The sequence below is a fragment of the Curtobacterium uvaldense genome, assembly GCF_028307415.1.
Classification (GTDB): Bacteria; Actinomycetota; Actinomycetes; order Actinomycetales; family Microbacteriaceae; genus Curtobacterium.
In genome coordinates, this window is the sequence record NZ_JAQMHU010000047.1 from 1 (window position 1) to 15,236 (window position 15,236).

Sequence of the window (15,236 nt, forward strand, 5' to 3'; positions counted from 1 at the left end):
TGGTGACCCCAGCGGGATTCGAACCCGCGTTACCGCCGTGAGAGGGCGACGTACTAGGCCGCTATACGATGGGGCCGCACGCCCCGCTCGAGAGCGGGACACACTCGTTGTCGGACTCGGAGGCTAGCCACCTGTGGTGACCCCAGCGGGATTCGAACCCGCGTTACCGCCGTGAGAGGGCGACGTACTAGGCCGCTATACGATGGGGCCGTTCCGACAACCCGATAAGTATGGCACAACGCGCGCACGCTGCCAAAACGGGGCGTGTCGCCCGGGTGTGCCGCGCCTCCGGGCGGATCCGCAGCGTCTCAGATCGTGAGCGACTCGCCGGGCCGGAGCACGACGAGTTCCCCGTCCCCGAGCGCCTCGCGCTGCCGGTCGGTGTGCATGGCGAAGCCGATCTCGGACAGCGTCGCCTCGTGCACCGGGTAGGCGCGCCGCGGACCGACCGCGGCGATCCAGTCCATCATCTCCTCGACCTTGAGCCACGGTGCGCCGACCGGAGCAGCGAGGACCTCGACGGGGACGCCGGGCACCGTGTACGCGTCCCCGGGGTGGAAGAGACGACCGTCCACCAGCACCCCGGTGTTGTCGACGAGGGGCACCGAGGAGTGGATGCGCTGGTGCCGCGCGCCGTGCAGGTCGAGCGTGAAGGGGCCGACCTCGCGGTGGTCACCGTCGCCGACCACCTCGACCGTGATGCCCGCGTCGGCGAGCGCCGCGGCCACGCCCGACGGCCCGAGGACCACCGCGTCCGGGTTCCGGTCGAGGATCCCGTGCAGCTGCTCGGGGGTGCCGTGGTCCGGGTGCTCGTGCGTCACGACGACGGCCACGACCCCGGTCACGTCGACCGGGCGGGTGAACCCGCCGGGGTCCAGGACGAGCCGTGCCCCGTCCTTCGTGACGACCTGGCACGCGTGCTCGAGCTTGGTGACCTCCATGCGGGCGACCCTACGCGCGTGGCTGCGGGGTTCCGCACCGGTCCCGCCACGGTCCTGGCACGCCGTTGTCGGAGGTCGATGCGTGCCCGTAGCGTCCGGGACATGGCCACCACCACCGCCGTCGCCCTGCCCGGACCCCGGCGCGTCGTGCACGTCGACCTCGACGCCGCGCTGCCGGAGCTCGTCGCCGACGGGACCGGTACGGAGGCCCTCGTCGTCGGACGCCGCGACGGGTACCCCGTCTGCACGGCCGGGCTGACGCTGACGGCCGACCCGTCCGACGCCGCGCGGGTGCTGCGGGCGCTCGCCGCATCGTCGTCCGGGACCACCCCGACCGCGCCGGCCCCCGTGCACGACGACGACCTTCCGTCGGTCTCCGTCGTCGTGTCCACCGTGGTCGACCGCGTCGAGGGCCTCGGTCGGTTGCTCGACGCCCTCGAGCGCCACGACCACCCGGAGCACGAGGTCATCGTGGTCGACAACCGTGTCCGGGTCCCGGAGGACGACCCGCTGCCGGCCCTGCTCGCGGGACGCCGTGTCCGACTCGTCGAGGAACGGCGCCCCGGGCTGTCCGCCGGGCGGAACGCGGGGGTCGCTGCGGCACGTGGCGAGGTCGTGGCGTTCACCGACGACGACGTGCAGGTCGACCCGCGCTGGCTCCGTGCCCTCGGCGAGCGCTTCGTCCGGGAGCCGGAGCTCGACGCCGTCGTCGGCGTGGTCCTGCCGACCGAGCTCGCGACGCCCGCGCAGGTCTGGTACGAGGCGTACTACGGCGGCTTCAGCGGCGAGCGCTCCTTCGAGCCGGTGACCATCGTCCCCGAGGACGTGCCCGGCGCGATGCGCTTCGCCCGCGTGGCCGCGGTGCGACCGGACGGCTCGGTCCGGCGACGGTTCCCGGTGTACGGCATCGGTGCGTACGGCGCCGGCGCGAACATGGCGTTCCGCCGGACACTGCTCGAGTCGGTCGGTGGGTTCGACCCGACCCTCGGCGCCGGGTCCCCCGCACGCGGCGGCGAGGACCTGGCGATGTTCGTCGAGACCCTCTGGCGCGGCGGACGCATCGGCTTCGAACCCCGCGCCGTCGTGCACCACCGGCACCGCCGGACCGTCGCGGAGCTGCACGCGCAGCTGCACGGCAACGGCGTCGGGTTCGCCGCCCTGCTCTGCGCACTCGTGGCCCGGGACCGACGACACGTCGCCGTCCTCGCTCGGCTCGTCCCCCTCGCGGCGACGGCGAAGGCCCGGGTCGCGGCCGCGGCCCTGTTCCGCGGCCGTGGCGCCGACCACCGACGGGCCGCGGACCCGACCCTCCCGGCTCCGGCGAGCACACCGGTGCCGCGGTCACTGGCGTACCACGAGCTCCGGGGGTTCCCCGCGGGACCGTCCGCATGGCTCCGCAGTCGTCGACGCTGGCGCGCCGTCGGGGCGGGACGGCCCCTCGCCGGGTGACCCGGAGGCGCAGCGCCACGCGTGACCGTAGGATCGGTCACGTCCGACGACTGCGTCGGGCGCGAGGAGGGCGCATGCTGCTGGGTACCGACACCGAGCGCCGTGACGTCCCGGCGGACGACGCCACGGGTCCAGCGCCGGTGCTGCACCTCGTCGCGCCGAGCGCGACGGACGCCGCCACGTGCGCGTGCGGCCACCAGCGGGAGGCGCACGAGCACTACCGACGCGGCTCGGACTGCGCGCTCTGCGACTGCCCGCGCTTCCGTCGCCGGGGCTGACCGCCGCGCTCGAGCGGTACCGCGTGCGGGAAACCGCTGCATCCCCGCAGCCGCCCCGGCGGTTCCTTGTCGGGCTCCGGGGCCGGAGTTAGCGTCGCTCGCATGCCCACCCCCACCGCGGAGCTCGCCTGCGTCGTCCTCGCACACGAGGACCCGACCCAGGTCCGCCGACTCCTCGAGGCGCTGGACCCCTTCCCCGTCTTCCTGCACTGCGACGTCCGCACTCCGGACGCCGCGCACGACGCGATGACCGACGGGCTCCCGCCGCGCGTCCACCTGCTCGACCGCCGGCGCACCGGATGGGCGCGGTGGGAGAACGCAGCAGCGGAGCTCGCCGGGTACCGCGCCGCGCTCGCCGGGACGGATGCGAGCCACATCGCCGTCCTGACGGGCAGCGACTACCCGCTCGCCACCGCCGACGAGGTGCGCGCGGTGCTCGGGCGCCACCCCGGTCGTTCGTTCCTCGTCACCCACCCGCTCCCGCACCCGGACTGGCGCGGCGGGGGCTGGTCGCGGTTCCGCTACCGCCACTGGGCGTGGCGCAAGCACATGCTGCGGCTGCCGGTGCCGCGTCGGCTGCCGCGTGGGGTCGTCCTGACCGGTGGGTCCCAGGTGAAGCTGATCAGTCGTGAGCACGCGCAGGCCGTGGTCGACGTCGTGGACGCCCGCCCGGACCTCGTGCGCTTCTGGCGCCGCGTGTGGATCGCCGACGAGTCGCTCGTGGCCTCGATCCTGAACTCCCCCGCACTCGTCCCGGGGTTCGCCGACGAGCACCTCGAGCACCCGCTCTGGTACATCGGGTGGGACGGTACCCGGATGAAGAGCCCGCCGTGGCTCGGGACGCCGGACGCCGGACGCCTGCTGGAGCACTGGACCGGTCCGGACGACCAGCCGCCGTACCTGTTCGCGCGGAAGTTCTCCACGAGCCGCAGCGCCGACCTGCTCGACCTCGTCGACGCGGCGGTCGGCCTGCGGGCGCACCGTCCCGCCGGGGCCACCGCGCCGTGAGCGTCCCGTCCGACACCGGGAGTGCGACGCGGACGACGACGGTGCGGCGCGCCGGGCGGCACGTCGCCCGTACCCGCGACACCACGAGCAGCCCCGGCAGCACCGCCGGCACGGACACCGGCAGCACCGACACCGGCAGCACCGCCGTCCGCACGGGTGCCTCGGCGCTCTTCGGCCGGGGCATGCTCTACGTGGTCGTCTGGTCCATGCAGCTGGTCGTCAGCTCGCTCGTCTCCCCCGTCCTCGCGCACCTGCTGCCGCCGTCCGAGTTCGGCGTGCTCGCGTCCGCCATCGCGCTCTTCCAGGCGCTCGGCGTCCTCGCCGTGGCCGGACTCGACCAGGCGGCGGTGCTGCAACGCGCCGAGGACGGCGACGACCGTCGGGCCCGCGGGCTCGTCCCGGTCGGTGCGGTCCTCGCGACCCTCGTCACGCTCGCGGCGCTGGGGTCGCTGCCGGCGTGGGGTGACGCGGCCGGCTTCGTCGGCCAGCACCCGCTCCTCCTGGTCGCGGTGCTCTGGACGCTGCCCGCGGCGGTCGTGCAGACGTCGCTGGCGCTCCTCGTGGCGCAGGACCGGATCCGCGTCTTCGCGGTCACCAGCCTGCTGTCGTCGGTGGGCGGCTCGGTCATCGGCCTCGGCCTCCTCGTACTCGTGCACGCCGACGCGACCACCTACGCCTGGGGCGGCGTGGTCGCGCAGGGCGTGGCGATGGTGATCGGCGTCGTCGCCGTCCACCCGCGCCTGCGGGGGCTGGTCGACCACGCGACGACGGCACGCGCCTTCCGGCTCGGCGTGCCGATCGCGCTGGGCAACCTGTCCTACTTCGTCCTGAACGCCGGGGACCGCATCGTCGTGCAACGCCTCCTCGGACCCGACGAGGTGGCCCGGTACCAGATCGCCTACGTCGTCGGTTCGGCGGTCGTCCTGCTCCTGACCTTCACGAACAGCGCGTGGGCGCCGCACTTCGCCGCGCTCCGCGACGCCGCCGCACGACGGCGCCTCGCGATGCACGCGCGTGACGAGCTGTACCTGCTCCTCGCGCCGGTGCTCCTCGCCGTGACCCTCGTGTCGCCGGTCGCGCTCCCGGTGCTGGCACCGCCCTCGTACCGGGTCGAGGAGCTGTCGGTCGTGGTGTTCGTCGTCGCCCTGACGGCCTTCCCGGTCGTCGCGAGCGGCGCCACCGGACGACTGCTCGTCGTGGAGCGCCGCGGTGTCGCCGTCGGCGTGATCGCCGCCACCGCCGCCGCTGTGAACGTCGGCGCGAACCTGCTGCTCGTCCCACCGCTCGGCATCGCCGGCGCCGCGCTGTCCACGGTGCTGTCGTACGCGCTGCTCGCCGTGCTGCAGCAGGCCGCGCTGCGGGACCGGAGGCAGTGGCGTGGACCCGCCCGCCGGGTCCCCCACGTCGTGGTGCCGGCCGTGCTCCTGGCTGCGGCCTCCCTGCTCGCCCCGCAGGACACCGTCTGGGACGTCGTGCGCATCGTCGGCGTCGTCGCCTGCCTGCCCTGGTTCCTGCAGCGGCTCCGGGCGGCCCGCGGCGGCTCGCGCTGACCTGCACCCGCGCGCACCGACGCCCGCCCGGGCAGCACGCGCGAGGCCCCCGGTACCCACGCGGGGTACCGGGGGCCTTGCATCTGCCGGGGTCAGACCGCGACGGGCTCCGGAGCCGGCGCCGCCGCCCGCACCACGACGGCGCCGAACGTCCGCCCGACCGCGTACCCGGTCACCGTGGCGACGACGCTCGTCACGATCGCGAGCGCACGGACACCACCACCACGGCCGACCGCCCCGAGCTCGCGCAGGAGCGCACCCGGCAGCACCCGGGTCAGGTAGGTGCCCTCGCTCGAGAGCGAGTCCCGCGCACCGACCCGTCGGCTCAGGACGGCCTTCGAGATCCCCTCGTAGTAACTGCGACGACGGACGTACCGCATCGACACCCGGTCGGCCGACACGCGGTGCGAGACGTTCGACCGCGGCTCGTAGCGGATCCGGGCCGTCGGGCGCATCTGGGCGATCCGGATGCAGAGCTCGGTCTCCTCGCAGCCCAGCGGCTGGTTGCCGACCCGACCGATGCCGGACCGGAACCCGCCCGCGGCGAGCAGGACGTCCCGCCGGAACGCCATGCTCGAACCGATCACGTTCCGGACGTCGCCGGCCTCGGTCGGCAGCCCGGTGTAGCTGCAGCCGACGATCCAGAGCAGCTCGTCCGGGAACGGTCCGGCGCCGGTGGTGTCCGGCCACGACGGGGTCGCGCGGCCGCCGACCCCGACGACGTCGGGCAGCTCGAGGGACTCGACGAGGTGCATCAGCCAGTCCGGGTCCGCCGCGGCGTCGTCGTCGAGGAAGGCCACGACGTCGGACGCGGCGAGTGCCACGCCCGTGTTCCGGGCGCCGGACAGGCCGCGCTCCTCGGCGTTCGGGACGACCCGCAGCTCGGGCCACCTGGCCGCGGCGCGGAGCAGCAGCTCGGGCTCGTGGTCGATCACGACGACGACCTCGGTGGCCTCGGGCTGCCGCTTCGCCGACTCCACGGCTGCCTGCAGGTCGCCCCAGCGCTGCTGGGTGTAGGCGCAGATGACGACCGCGACCGTGGGCAGGCTCACGCGGCTTCCTCGTCGAGGACGGCCACCGGCTCCGCAACGGCGCGGGCGCGCACCGGCGTCGGCGCGAGACGGGCGCGGGCGGCGACCTCGCCGGCGCGACGACGCTCGTGCATGATCGAGGTGAGGACGCGGATGCCGTCGCTCACGGCGTTGAGGTTGCTCGTGCCGTGCACGCGGAGCTTCTCGTGGCTCGGGACCTCGGTGATCGCGAAGCCGGCGGCGGACCACCGGCAGGTCAGGATCGTCTCGATCTCGAAGCCGTCACCCCACCGCATCGATCCGTCGGCGGGCTGCGGGAGCGTCGAGGACAGCAGACCGACCGTCGGCAGCGTGTCCGCCCAGAACGCGTTGTAGCCGTAGCAGAGGTCCGTGTACCGCGCACCGAGCAGCAGGTTCGAGATGATGTTGAGCCCCTTGTTGCCGAGGCCCCGGATCACCGTGATGTCGTCGCTGCCGCCGCCGGGCGCGTACCGGGACCCCTTGGCGACGTCGGCACCGGCGACGAGGGCGTCGACGAAGCGCGGGATCTCGGCGGCGTCCGCTGAGCAGTCCGCGTCGAACATGACGACGACGTCGCCGGTGACCGCCTCGAAGCCGCAGGCCAGTGCGTTGCCCTTGCCCTTCCGGGTCTGCTGCACGACCGTGATCGACGGCATCAGGCGCCGCGCGGTCGCGACGGTGTCGTCGACCGAGTTCCCGTCGACGAGGATCACCTCGTGCACGGGCGGCAGCATCGGCAGGATGATCTCGAGGTTGCGCGCCTCGTTGCGTGCGGGGATGACGACCGAGACACGGGGGTCTCGGGGTCGGACGGTGGTGCTCATGGTGCTCCTGTCGGGTTCAGGCTGCGTGGGTCGTGTCCCGTCGGTCCGGCGCTGGGTGGGCGCCGGTGGGACGTGTGGGGATGGTCCGTGGGGCGGGTGGGGTGCTCTCACCGCGGGGACGGGGGTACGCCGTTCCCGCGGCGGTCCCACCTTCGTCCGCGCCGTGGTCACCGGTCAACGCGGCGCGGGGTGCGTTGCGGCAGCCGCGACCGCGCGTACGGAATCCCGCAAGCGGGCGCGGATCGTGCGGGCACGGCGGCCGGGAGGCACGTGCTGACGCTCCGACGCACCGCCCGACGCGCCACGTGGCGACCGGGAGGGGCGGGACGGGTGGACCGTTCGTCCGACGTCCCGCACGTCGTCGCGTCGCGGCGCGGGGTGCGGCCGCGCGACGGTCGCTGCGGTCCGGTACCGGGCCGGGCCGCAGCCCGCGGTGCGGGCGCACGGCGCGCCTCCCGGTCGGCACGCGGTCGGACCGCGTGCCGGATCAGGAGGTCCGGCGGGCGGCAGCCGAGCGGGCGCGCACCGTGTGACGGGACCGCGCGTAGCGACCGACACCCCGCAGCACGGCGCGGAGCTCGACGCCGCGCACCGCGGCGACCTCGCGGTCGAAGGCGCTGTCACCCGCTGCGGGGACGGGGTCGGAGCGCGCCGGCCCACCGGCGACGTCCGCTGCGGGGACTGCCGCCCCGGCGAGCAGGTGCCGGACCGCGCCGGGCGCGCGGACCAGCGCCATCCCGAGCGTCCGTGGCCGGAGGGCGGTCTTCGTCAGCCACGCCCCGAGCCCGGTGCCGTACCCGACCGCCTGGGTGCGGAGTGCGGCGACGTCGGCGCGGTGCCGGTGCCAGACCAGGGCGGAGGGCTCGACCGCGAGGGCCGCGCCGGAGAGCACCACGCGGGCGAAGACGTCGATGTCCTCGCCGCCGCCCGTGGCGGTGCCGACGCCGAGCGCCTCGTCGAAGCCCCCGAGCGCGAGCACCGCGTCACGGCGCATCGCGAAGTTCGCCCCGGTGCCGTAGTCGCCCACCGAGAACGGGAAGAGCGGCCGGTCCGCCGGCGGGGCGGTGAGCCGGAACACCCGCGGGGTGAGGTTCCGCGACCAGGTCACCCGTTCGTCGAACCAGCGCTGGGCCGGCGTGCGGAGCTCGCCGCTCGCCACGAGCCCGCTGACGCACACGACGTCCTCCCCGCGGGCGAAGCCGGACGCGAGGGCACGGAGCCACCCGCGGTCGACCACCACGTCGTCGTCGGTGAACGCGACGACCTCGCCGCGGGCGGCGCGGACACCGGCGTTCCGGGCGCTGGACAGCCCGGGCGTCGGCTCGAGCACGTACCGGATGCGCGGGTCGGTGCCGGGCGCGGTGACGAGTCGACGGGTGGCGTCGTCGGACGGCGCGTTGTCGACCACGACGACCTCCAGGTCGGGGTGGTCGAGCGCGAGGACCGACCGCAGGGCGTCGGCGAGCTGGTCGGCGCGGTCGCGGGTGCAGAGCACGACGGTCGTGCTCGGGAGCCGCACCGGCACGGGCGGGTGCTCGGCCGGGGGCAGCGCGTCGACGGCCGCGCGGAGCTCGGAGGCGTCGACCGCCCCGTCGGTGACGGGCAGGTCGACGAAGCCCCGGGGCGACGTGCCCGCACGGACGAGGAGCCGCGCCGTCCGGTGGCCGGCGGCGTCCGCCAGCGGGATCGCGACGTCGCCGTCGGGGACCTCGTGCGCGTCGACGGCGCCGACCCAGACCGCACCCGGCCAGGTGGGCGGCTCGGGGCTCGCCATCGTGCGCTCGAGCACGAGGCGGGACGACGACGGTCGCGGCGGCGTGGAGGTCATGGGACCACCGTCGTCGGCCCCGGCGGTGGCGTCAACGCGGCCGCGGGGAGCCTGCGGTTCCCCCGCAGGAGCGGACGCGACCGTGCGTGATGCCGCAATGCCGCAGGGCACCCGCACAACACCGTCGGCACCCTCGTCGGTGGCGGTCGACGATGGTCGACTTGCCTCGACAGCCGGCACCCGACCCGAAGGAACGCCCGATGCCCCTCACCACCGCGGTGGTCACCCCGTGACCGCGACGGCGCCCACGCGGGTGGAACTCCGCCGGGCGCACCGGGTGCACCGGTCCCCGCTGCCGGCGGTCGCTGCCGCGGTGCTGGCGTTCGCGGCGACGGCGGTGCTGCTCACCGGGACGACCGGTCCGGTGCAGACCGCCGTGGTCCTGACGGCGCTCCTCGTCGTGCCCGGGACGGCCGTCGTCCGGCCCCTCCGCCTGACCGAGCCGGTGAGCCGGGCGGCGCTCGTCCTCGTCGCCGGTGCCGCGGTCGACACCGTCGTCGCCCTCGCCATGGTCTGGACCCAGCGCTGGGCCCCCGTCCCGGCGGCGGGCCTCGTCCTCGTCGTCAGCGGCTGGGCGGCGCTGGCGCACGGGGTCGTCACGGCCCGGTCGTCCGACCGGGCGTCGGTGCAGCACGCCGTCCGCTCCGCCTGGGCAGCACGCCGCGACGGTACGGTCGTCCGGCTCGCGGTCGGCGGCGGCGTGCTCGTCACGGGAGTCGCGCTCTGGGTCGTCGGCACGGCGCAGACCACCAGAGGGGCGCTCGGCGAGTGGGGCCTGCTCACCGCCGTCCCCCCGGTGTGGTGGGTCGGTGCCGGTACGGTCCTCGCGGTGACCGTCGTCGCGCTGGTCGACCGTCGGTTCCCGGCCGCGCTCGGCACCGCCACCGCCGCCGTGCTCGTCGTGGTCGTGTACGGCACGGCGAACCTCGCGGCTGCCGAGCCCCGACCGCCCTGGGTCTTCAAGCACATCGCCGTCACCGCGTACATCCAGCAGCACGGCTCGGTCGACCCGGCGATCGACATCTACAACCGCTGGCCGGGCTTCTTCGCGGTGAGCGCCTTCCTCGGTTCCGTCACGGGGACCACGGACGCCGCCGCGCCGGTCCGCTTCGTGGAGGTCGCGTTCGCCCTGCTCGACGGTGCCCTCGTCCTCGGCATCGCCCGGGCGCTCGGGCTCCGGGGCCGCTGGGCGGTCACGGCCGCCGTGGTCTTCAGCGCCGCGAACTGGGTCGGTCAGGACTACTACTCACCGCAGGCGTTCGCCTTCGCGCTCTTCCTCGCCGTCGTGCTCGTCGTGCTCACCACGCTGCGCAGCACCCCGAACGCGCTCGGGCGCCGGATCGTCGGTGTCGTCTCCCGGCTGCTCCGGGCCCGCCGGGCACCGATCGTGCCGACCTGTGGGACCGCCGCGGCCGTCGACCCCGGTACCGCCGCCACCCGCACCGCGACCGTCACCGCGGTGGTCCTGGTCGTGCTCCTCCAGGCGGTGATCACGGCGTCGCACCAGCTCACGCCCTACGTGCTCGTCGCCGCGTTCGTCCCGCTCGTCGTGATCGGGGTCGTCCGACCCTGGTGGACCGCGCTGCCCGTCGTCGCCGCACCGCTGCTGTACCTCCTGCCGAACCTCGACTACGTGCAGGAGAAGTTCGGCCTGACCACCGGGTTCGACCCGGTGAGCAACGCCACGGCCGCCTCGACGTCGATCGCGATCCCGTCGCTCGCGACCACCCTGCAGAGCCGCGGGGTGCTCGCCCTCACCGCCCTGGTCGCGGTCGTCGCCCTGGTCGGCATCGTGCGGACGGTGCGTGCCGGTCACGGCCACCGGGCACTGCTCGTGCTCTGGCTCGCCGCGTGCCCGGTCGTGCTCGTCCTCGGGCAGAGCTACGGGGGTGAGGGCAGGTTCCGCGTCGTGCTCTTCTCGGCGCCCTTCCTGGCGATCGCCGCCGTCCACGCGCTGCACGGGCGTCGGCTCCGTCTCCTGCTCACCGGCGCACTGGTCGGCGTCACGACGCTGCTCTTCGTCGCGACGACGTTCCAGGCCGAGCAGGCGAACCGGACGCCAGCCGGCGAGGTCCTGGCGGCGCGGTGGCTGGACGGCCGCTTCACGGCGGACGACACCCTGACGACCGTCGGCGGCTTCCCTGCCGTCATCGGCGCCGGGTACCCCGCGTACCTGCAGCGCTGGGGCCAGGTGCAGTCGCTGGGCGACCTCACGCAGTGGTACCCGGACGGCATCACGCCGGCCGACCTCGACGAGTCGCTCGCGGACCGGGCGCACGGCGGGGACGCGTGGCTGGTGTTCTCCGACGCCGAGCGCGCGGACGTGGTCGCCCGCGGCACCGCGACGGGCGCGGAGGTCGACGCCCTCGAACGTTCGGCAGCGGATCGCGGGACGCTGCGCTACGACCGCGACGGTGTCCGGATCTACGAGGTCGCCCGTGCGGCGTGAGCCCGCGACGCCCGAACCGGGCCCCACACGGCGCGACGTGCTGCGCCGCGGTGCGGTCGTCGCGGGACTCGTCGGCGCCGCGGCGCTGACCGGCACCGTGGCCGTCGTCCTGCCGACGGCGATCCGCCGGGCCGACCGTGCCGTGCCCGCGGAGATGCCCTCGGGGACGGTCGAGTCGGGCGGGGTCCGCTGGGTCCCGTACCTCGCCGAGGACTTCGACCGCGACGCCGCCCACGGCGACCTGCTCGCGGTCTACCCGGCGATGGCCGAGTACCGCGGGTTCCGCGACACCTCGGGCAAGGGGATCTACCACCCGGACGAGGTCGTCTCGGTCCACGACTCGACGCTCGACTTCCACCTGCGGACCGAGGACGGTCAGCCACTCGTCGCGGCCGTGCTGCCCGCGGGCTACCGGTCGTACACGCACCAGCGCGTCTCGATCCGCTACCGGGCCGGTGACGCCCCCGGCTACAAGTTCGTGATGCTCCTCTGGCCGCTGTCGGGCGACTGGAACGAGGGCGAGATCGACTGGCCGGAGGGCGACCTGGGCGGCGACGTCCGCCCGGTGTCGGCGGTGCCGGGCAGCTTCGACGCTGCGGACCGCACCATGCGGTTCCTGCCGGAGGACGCTCCGACGGTGCCGGGCGGCCAGCAGGACTGGCACGTCGCCACCGTCGAGTGGACCGCCGACGTCGTGCGCTTCTGGTGGGACGGTGCACTCGTCGCCTCGACGGCGGGCGCCGTGCCGAGAGTGCCGATGCGCGTCACCCTGCAGGCCGAGACCGCGATCGGCGACGCCCGCGTGCCGGCGGGGTCCGACGGGCACGTGCTCGTCGACTGGGTCGTGGCGTACCGCGCGGCCGACTGACGCCGAGCGGGCTCCTGCCCGGACGCCGACCACGACGGACCGACCGTCGACACCTCCGGGACACCGGCGCTCCTCGGTGCCGGCGTCTCCTCGGTGCCGGCGTCTCCTCGGTGCCGGCGTCCGGTGTCGTTCCGGGCGTTCCGCGTCCGTTCGCGCGCCCGGTGTTGATTCGGGCGTTCCGTGTCGATCCGGGCGTGTCTCCTCGTACGAGGCGCCCGGGAACGGGAAAAGCCCCCGGGATCTCCCGGGGGCTTTTCCTTCGAGCTGGGGTACCTGGACTCGAACCAAGAACGACGGTACCAGAAACCGCTGTGTTGCCAATTACACCATACCCCAAAAGGCCTGCTGGCCTTCCGTTCCCCGTTGTCCGGGGCACGATCAACTACTGTACAGCATCCCGGAGGTCCTCGAGACCACCCACCAGGTCCCGGTGCACCGCGGCTGCCGTCGACGCCCCGTGACCGGCTGCCACGACGAGCTGCTCGGGACCCGGCGGGGTGACGTCCCCGACGGCGTACAGCCCGGGCACCCGGGTCCGACCGACGCGGTCCGCGCGGAGGAGCCCTTCGGCGTCCCGGTCCGCCGGCGCGTCGAGCCAGTCGAGGTCGGCGTGCCACAGGGGTCGCACGAACGCTCCGGTGTGCGGCCGCACGTCGCCGTCCGCCAGGCGGACACCGGTGAGGCCGTCCCGACCGCCCTCGAGGTCGGCCACGGGCCGTTCGTCGACCGTCACGCCCGCCGCCGACAGTCGCGCACGGCCGGCATCGTCCAGCACCGCGGCACCGTTCGTGTAGACCACCAGGTCGTCGGTCCACGAACCGACGAGCAACGCGCGGTCCACCACGTCGGACGTCTCGCACAGGAACGCGAGGGGCTGCCCTGCGTGCTCGTACCCGTCGCACTCGACGCAGCTGTGCACCGACGTGCCGTAGAGGGCTCGCAGGGACGGCAGTGCCGGGAACTCCTCCCGGAGCCCCGTCGCGACCACGACGGCCCTCGCGCGGGCCCGCAGCTCGGCCCCGCGGGAGGAACCGTGCACCGACCAGCCGTCACCGTCGCGGGCCACACGGTCGACGACCGACTGCACGACGGTCGCCTCCGGGTAGGACTCGACCTCGACCCGGCCGAGCTTCCGGAGCTCGAGCGGCGAGATCCCGTCGCGCGTGACGAAGCCGTGCGAACGGAGTGTGGCAGCGTTGCGCGGTCGGTTCGCGTCGACGAGCAGCACCGTCCGCCGGGCGCGGACCAGGTTGAGCGCAGCGCTCAGCCCGGCCGGACCGGCACCGATGACCGCGACGTCGACGGACAGGCCGTCGCCGTCCCGCGCACCCGGAGTCGTCACCACGACGGTGTCAGCGGTCCGCGAGTCGGCGGAGACGGGTGAGTGTGGACTCCTTGCCGAGGATCTCCATGGACTCGAACAGCGGCGGGCTGATCCGGCGCCCGGACACGGCGACGCGGAGCGGTCCGAACGCCACGCGCGGCTTGAGGCCCATGCCGTCGATGAGGGACGACCGCAGGGCTGCCTCGATCGACCCGGTCGTCCAGTCCTCGACGCCCTCGAGCGCGGTGACCCCGGCGTGGAGCACGTCCCCGGCGTCGTCCTTCAGCGTGGCGCGGGCGTCGTCCTCGACCACGAGCTCGTCGTCGGTCGTGAACAGGAAGCCGAGCATCGCCGGAGCCTCGCCGAGGAGCTGCATGCGCTCCTGGACCAGCGGGGCCGCAGCCGCGAGCACCCGCTCCTGCTCGGCGGTCGGCGGCACCGACACGAAGTCCGTCAGGTACGGCAGCAGGCGTCCGCGGAAGTCGTCGGCGTCGAGCAGACGGATGTGGTCACCGTTGATCGCCTCGGCCTTCTTGTGGTCGAAGCGGGCGGGGTTCGGGTTCACGTCGACGACGTCGAACGCGGCGACCATCTCGTCCGACGAGAAGACGTCGCGGTCCGGGCCGATCGACCAGCCGAGCAGCGCGAGGTAGTTGAGGAGCCCCTCCGGCACCATGCCGGCGGCACGGTGGTGGAACAGGTTCGACTCGGGGTCGCGCTTCGAGAGCTTCTTGTTGCCCTCCCCCATGACGTACGGGAGGTGTCCGAAGCGGGGGACGACGTCGGTGATGCCGACCTCGACGAGCGCCTCGTACAGCGCGATCTGCCGCGGGGTCGACGACAGCAGGTCCTCACCGCGAAGCACGTGGGTGATCCCCATCAGGGCGTCGTCGACCGGGTTCGTGAACGTGTACAGCGGCTTGCCGTTGGGGCGGACCACCACGAAGTCCGGGAAGGTGCCCTGCTTGAAGGTGATCTCGCCGCGCACCAGGTCGTCGAAGCTGAGGTCGCGGTCGGGCACCCGGAGCCGCAGCGCCGGCTGCCGCCCCTCGTCGCGGAACGCCTGGCGCTCGGCCTCGGTCAGGTCGCGCTCGTGGTTGTCGTACCCCTGCTTCGGGTCGCGACCGGCGGCCGTGTTCCGGGCCTCCATCTCCTCCGGTGTCACGTACGACTCGTAGACGTGGCCGGACGCACGCAGCTTCGCGATGACGTCCTCGTACACGTCCGAGCGCTCGGACTGGCGGTACGGACCGTGCGGACCGCCCACCTCGACGCCCTCGTCCCAGTCGAGCCGGAGCCACCGGAGCGCGTCGAGGATCTGCTCGTAGGACTCCTCGCTGTCCCGAGCGGCGTCGGTGTCCTCGATGCGGAACACGAGCTTGCCGCCGGTGTGGCGCGCGTAGGCCCAGTTGAACAGGGCCGTCCGGATGAGCCCCACGTGCGGGGTCCCGGTCGGGCTCGGGCAGAAACGGACTCGGACGTCGGAGCCGGTGGCAGTGGTGAACGGTGCAGTCATGACCACACGATCCTACCGGCGCGCCACGCTACCCGACCTGCGGTGGCGGTGTGCGGGTCGGCCCGGAAACGGAGGAAACCCCTGACCGATCACGGTCAGGGGTTTCCTGGTGTTGCTGAAGTTGAGTCCGGCGGCGTCCTACTCTCCCA

At 74.2% G+C, this 15,236-nt stretch carries 12 protein-coding genes and 3 tRNA genes; 6 read left to right on the plus strand and 9 right to left on the minus strand.

The annotated features are described in order from the left end of the window. The 3 genes from PIJ49_RS16335 to PIJ49_RS16345 all read right to left on the minus strand — a co-directional run bounded on the left by PIJ49_RS16335 (window position 1) and on the right by PIJ49_RS16345 (window position 941). Window positions 1-76 (minus strand) — tRNA-Glu (locus PIJ49_RS16335). Between the two features lie 58 nt (window positions 77-134). Beyond that, a tRNA-Glu gene (locus PIJ49_RS16340) sits at window positions 135-210 on the minus strand. A gap of 98 nt (window positions 211-308) precedes the next feature. After that, complete coding sequence (locus PIJ49_RS16345) at window positions 309-941, minus strand: MBL fold metallo-hydrolase (protein WP_066654883.1); 633 nt, start codon at window positions 939-941, stop codon at window positions 309-311. Between the two features lie 102 nt (window positions 942-1,043). Here PIJ49_RS16345 and PIJ49_RS16350 point away from each other — a divergent pair, with 102 nt between their 5' ends. The 4 genes from PIJ49_RS16350 to PIJ49_RS16365 all read left to right on the plus strand — a co-directional run bounded on the left by PIJ49_RS16350 (window position 1,044) and on the right by PIJ49_RS16365 (window position 5,226). Further along, complete coding sequence (locus PIJ49_RS16350) at window positions 1,044-2,390, plus strand: glycosyltransferase (protein WP_271827088.1); 1,347 nt, start codon at window positions 1,044-1,046, stop codon at window positions 2,388-2,390. A gap of 74 nt (window positions 2,391-2,464) precedes the next feature. Then, window positions 2,465-2,668, plus strand: coding sequence for a hypothetical protein (locus tag PIJ49_RS16355; RefSeq protein WP_066654886.1), 204 nt, complete (start codon window positions 2,465-2,467; stop codon window positions 2,666-2,668). 102 nt (window positions 2,669-2,770) lie between these two features. After that, window positions 2,771-3,676, plus strand: a complete 906-nt coding sequence (locus PIJ49_RS16360; RefSeq protein WP_066654888.1) for a beta-1,6-N-acetylglucosaminyltransferase — start codon at window positions 2,771-2,773, stop codon at window positions 3,674-3,676. Beyond that, complete coding sequence (locus PIJ49_RS16365) at window positions 3,673-5,226, plus strand: lipopolysaccharide biosynthesis protein (RefSeq protein ID WP_271827089.1); 1,554 nt, start codon at window positions 3,673-3,675, stop codon at window positions 5,224-5,226. Before PIJ49_RS16360 ends, PIJ49_RS16365 begins: the two co-directional genes overlap by 4 nt. 92 nt (window positions 5,227-5,318) lie before the next feature. Here PIJ49_RS16365 and PIJ49_RS16370 read toward each other — a convergent pair whose 3' ends face one another. The 3 genes from PIJ49_RS16370 to PIJ49_RS16380 form a co-directional block, all read right to left on the minus strand. After that, a complete protein-coding gene (locus PIJ49_RS16370) occupies window positions 5,319-6,278 on the minus strand; it encodes a glycosyltransferase family 2 protein (RefSeq protein ID WP_271827090.1) in 960 nt (319 codons plus the stop codon). After that, window positions 6,275-7,102 carry a glycosyltransferase family 2 protein gene (locus PIJ49_RS16375; protein WP_066654892.1) on the minus strand — a complete coding sequence of 276 codons (828 nt, stop codon included), beginning with the start codon at window positions 7,100-7,102 and terminating at the stop codon, window positions 6,275-6,277. Before PIJ49_RS16375 ends, PIJ49_RS16370 begins: the two co-directional genes overlap by 4 nt. Before the next feature lie 487 nt (window positions 7,103-7,589). Further along, complete coding sequence (locus PIJ49_RS16380; protein ID WP_271827091.1) at window positions 7,590-8,930, minus strand: glycosyltransferase family 2 protein; 1,341 nt, start codon at window positions 8,928-8,930, stop codon at window positions 7,590-7,592. Between the two features lie 229 nt (window positions 8,931-9,159). Between PIJ49_RS16380 and PIJ49_RS16385 the strand changes: the two genes are divergently transcribed. Beyond that, on the plus strand, window positions 9,160-11,379 hold the full coding sequence (locus tag PIJ49_RS16385) for a hypothetical protein (protein ID WP_271827092.1): 2,220 nt from the start codon (window positions 9,160-9,162) through the stop codon (window positions 11,377-11,379). Then, window positions 11,369-12,247, plus strand: coding sequence for a glycoside hydrolase family 16 protein (locus tag PIJ49_RS16390; RefSeq protein ID WP_271827093.1), 879 nt, complete (start codon window positions 11,369-11,371; stop codon window positions 12,245-12,247). The genes PIJ49_RS16385 and PIJ49_RS16390 overlap by 11 nt, the downstream gene beginning before the upstream one ends. A 264-nt stretch (window positions 12,248-12,511) precedes the next feature. On the opposite strand, the gene PIJ49_RS16395 is transcribed toward PIJ49_RS16390, so the two are convergent. The 3 genes from PIJ49_RS16395 to gltX form a co-directional block, all read right to left on the minus strand. After that, window positions 12,512-12,583: transfer RNA gene (locus tag PIJ49_RS16395), tRNA-Gln, on the minus strand. 46 nt (window positions 12,584-12,629) lie between these two features. After that, complete coding sequence (locus PIJ49_RS16400; RefSeq protein ID WP_271827094.1) at window positions 12,630-13,589, minus strand: NAD(P)/FAD-dependent oxidoreductase; 960 nt, start codon at window positions 13,587-13,589, stop codon at window positions 12,630-12,632. A 10-nt stretch (window positions 13,590-13,599) separates the two neighbouring features. Continuing rightward, the gene (gene gltX / locus PIJ49_RS16405; protein WP_251155140.1) at window positions 13,600-15,087 is read right to left on the minus strand and encodes a glutamate--tRNA ligase; all 1,488 of its coding nucleotides are present in this window, start codon (window positions 15,085-15,087) and stop codon (window positions 13,600-13,602) included. Between the last annotated feature and the right edge of the window lie 149 nt (window positions 15,088-15,236).

What these genes read in the sequence shown, in the direction of transcription:
- PIJ49_RS16360 (WP_066654888.1), top strand. Translation starts at nt 2,771, where the DNA reads ATGCCCACCCCCACCGCGGAGCTCGCCTGCGTCGTCCTCGCACACGAG.
- gltX (WP_251155140.1), bottom strand. Translation starts at nt 15,087, where the DNA reads ATGACTGCACCGTTCACCACTGCCACCGGCTCCGACGTCCGAGTCCGT.
- PIJ49_RS16345 (WP_066654883.1), bottom strand. Translation starts at nt 941, where the DNA reads ATGGAGGTCACCAAGCTCGAGCACGCGTGCCAGGTCGTCACGAAGGAC.
- PIJ49_RS16355 (WP_066654886.1), top strand. Translation starts at nt 2,465, where the DNA reads ATGCTGCTGGGTACCGACACCGAGCGCCGTGACGTCCCGGCGGACGAC.
- PIJ49_RS16380 (WP_271827091.1), bottom strand. Translation starts at nt 8,930, where the DNA reads ATGACCTCCACGCCGCCGCGACCGTCGTCGTCCCGCCTCGTGCTCGAG.
- PIJ49_RS16375 (WP_066654892.1), bottom strand. Translation starts at nt 7,102, where the DNA reads ATGAGCACCACCGTCCGACCCCGAGACCCCCGTGTCTCGGTCGTCATC.
- PIJ49_RS16350 (WP_271827088.1), top strand. Translation starts at nt 1,044, where the DNA reads ATGGCCACCACCACCGCCGTCGCCCTGCCCGGACCCCGGCGCGTCGTG.